The 1,707-nt window shown below is 42.6% G+C and carries 2 protein-coding genes and 1 pseudogene; 2 read left to right on the top strand and 1 reads right to left on the bottom strand.

All coding sequences use genetic code 11. The features are described 5' to 3' along the window. Positions 1-405, bottom strand: a pseudogene (locus WEIDD23_RS14225) (NAD-dependent malic enzyme); the annotation flags it as partial. A 127-nt stretch (positions 406-532) separates the two neighbouring features. Here WEIDD23_RS14225 and WEIDD23_RS01370 point away from each other — a divergent pair. Then, the gene (locus WEIDD23_RS01370) at positions 533-1,411 is read left to right on the top strand and encodes a LysR family transcriptional regulator (protein ID WP_010371606.1); all 879 of its coding nucleotides are present in this window, start codon (positions 533-535) and stop codon (positions 1,409-1,411) included. A gap of 81 nt (positions 1,412-1,492) precedes the next feature. After that, on the top strand, positions 1,493-1,707 hold a 215-nt coding region (locus WEIDD23_RS01375), incomplete at its 3' end, for an SDR family NAD(P)-dependent oxidoreductase (protein ID WP_156469540.1).

The raw sequence follows: 1,707 nt of genomic DNA on the forward strand, positions 1-1,707 counted from the left end.
AATGTCACGGCCATCAGCAGCGTTCTTCAACGTTGCTTCGATGTTCTCTGGGTGGTTGATGTCCAAGAATGCAGCGTTCTGTGGGTTAACGAACAATGCTGAATAGTTCTCAATCGTGTCGGCAATTGTTGGATCGTAGACAACGGGCATGAACTCAGCGACGTGTTGATCAACCAAGTAGTAGAACAACGTACGGTTCGTGTCGAACAACGTTGAAAGGAAAATACGCTTTTCAACGTCATTAACCTTTGTTAGATATTGGGCATAAGCTTGGTCAGCTTGCTCTTGAATCGTTTGAACGTGGGCTGGCAACATACCAGTCAAGCCAAATTCTTCGCGTTCTGCCTCAGTGAAGGCAGTCCCCTTATTTAGGAAGGGGTTATTCAAAATTTCTTGTCCACGCATGTGTAAACATCTCCCTACAAAAAATAAATAATAAATTCTCAACGCTGACAACCTTACGCCTTATAAAAATATATAGTCAAATAACCATGGTATAATAAAAATAATTTATAAGCGTAGGGGATTTCGGATGAATTTGAAAGATTTAACTTATTTTGCGGCATTGGCAGAGCAAAAACAGTTTACGGCTGTATCTGAACAATTTGGGGTGACCCAACCAACGATTTCATATGCGTTAAAACGTTTGGAAGAGGAGTTCGAATCGGCACTGATCGTCCGAGATACCACTAAAAAATCGGTTGTCCTGACAAAAACCGGTCAGTTGGTTTATGAACTGGCAGTCAAAATTAGGCGAGAAATTGCTTTTACAAAGGAAGAGGTTGCATTACAGTCAATTGAGAAATTACGTTTTGGGTTGCCACCGATTATTGGTATGTATTACTTTCGAGATTTACTTAAAAAATTGGGCGTGTTAGAACTATTACCCTATTTGGAGACGGTTGAAATGGGGAGTGCTGACTTGATGTCGCAAATTAAGACAGGCCAGTTAGATTTTGGCATGGTTAGTTCAGTCGATCCGATACGTATTAGCGGGGTGACGGCAACCAAAATTGCCTCATTTCCATTTGTGTTTGCGACTGGCGATGCGACGAAACCGGACAGTATGTATTTCGATGAAATCGGGGCTGAGGAATTTGTTATGCTGGATGAAGGGTTTGTGCATAGCCGTATTTTTAAACGGTTAACCGAAATCAGCGACACGCATCCGAAAATTCTGTTTCAAACCTCAAACCCTGAGACGTTGAAAAATGTGTTGCGAGATGGTGTGGGGATGAGTTTTATTACGGCTTTGGCACTAACGCAAAATGCAACCGGGCTAAAGCAGATTGATATTTTGGACGTCGATATGCCAACTTTTGATATCTATTTATTGTCACGGGATCGAGCTGAAGTGGGGCCAATGTCACAAGCAATTTTGCGGGTCATTCGTGATGAGTGGCAATGTTAAGACTTGAAATGCCCTTTTTACAACACTTCTGGCCTTCGTTTCGTTAATATAATTGTATTAACTAACGAAGAGGCGAATGATATGTATGAAGGTAAAGTAATTTTGGTCGCTGGCGGGACAGGCGCGGTCGGCGAAGGAATTGTAAAGTACTTAGCCGAAAATGGCGCTACCGTTCTGGTGCCCACTCGCTCTGAAGACAAGGCGCTTGACGCGCTGGGGTATGTTGACCAACCATACCGGAAGAATGTCTTTTACTTATTTGGCGATATTTCGGATGAAGCAGATGCACAAAAGAT

This window comes from Weissella sp. DD23, assembly GCF_001579105.1.
In the GTDB taxonomy this organism is placed as follows: Bacteria; Bacillota; Bacilli; order Lactobacillales; family Lactobacillaceae; genus Weissella; species Weissella cibaria.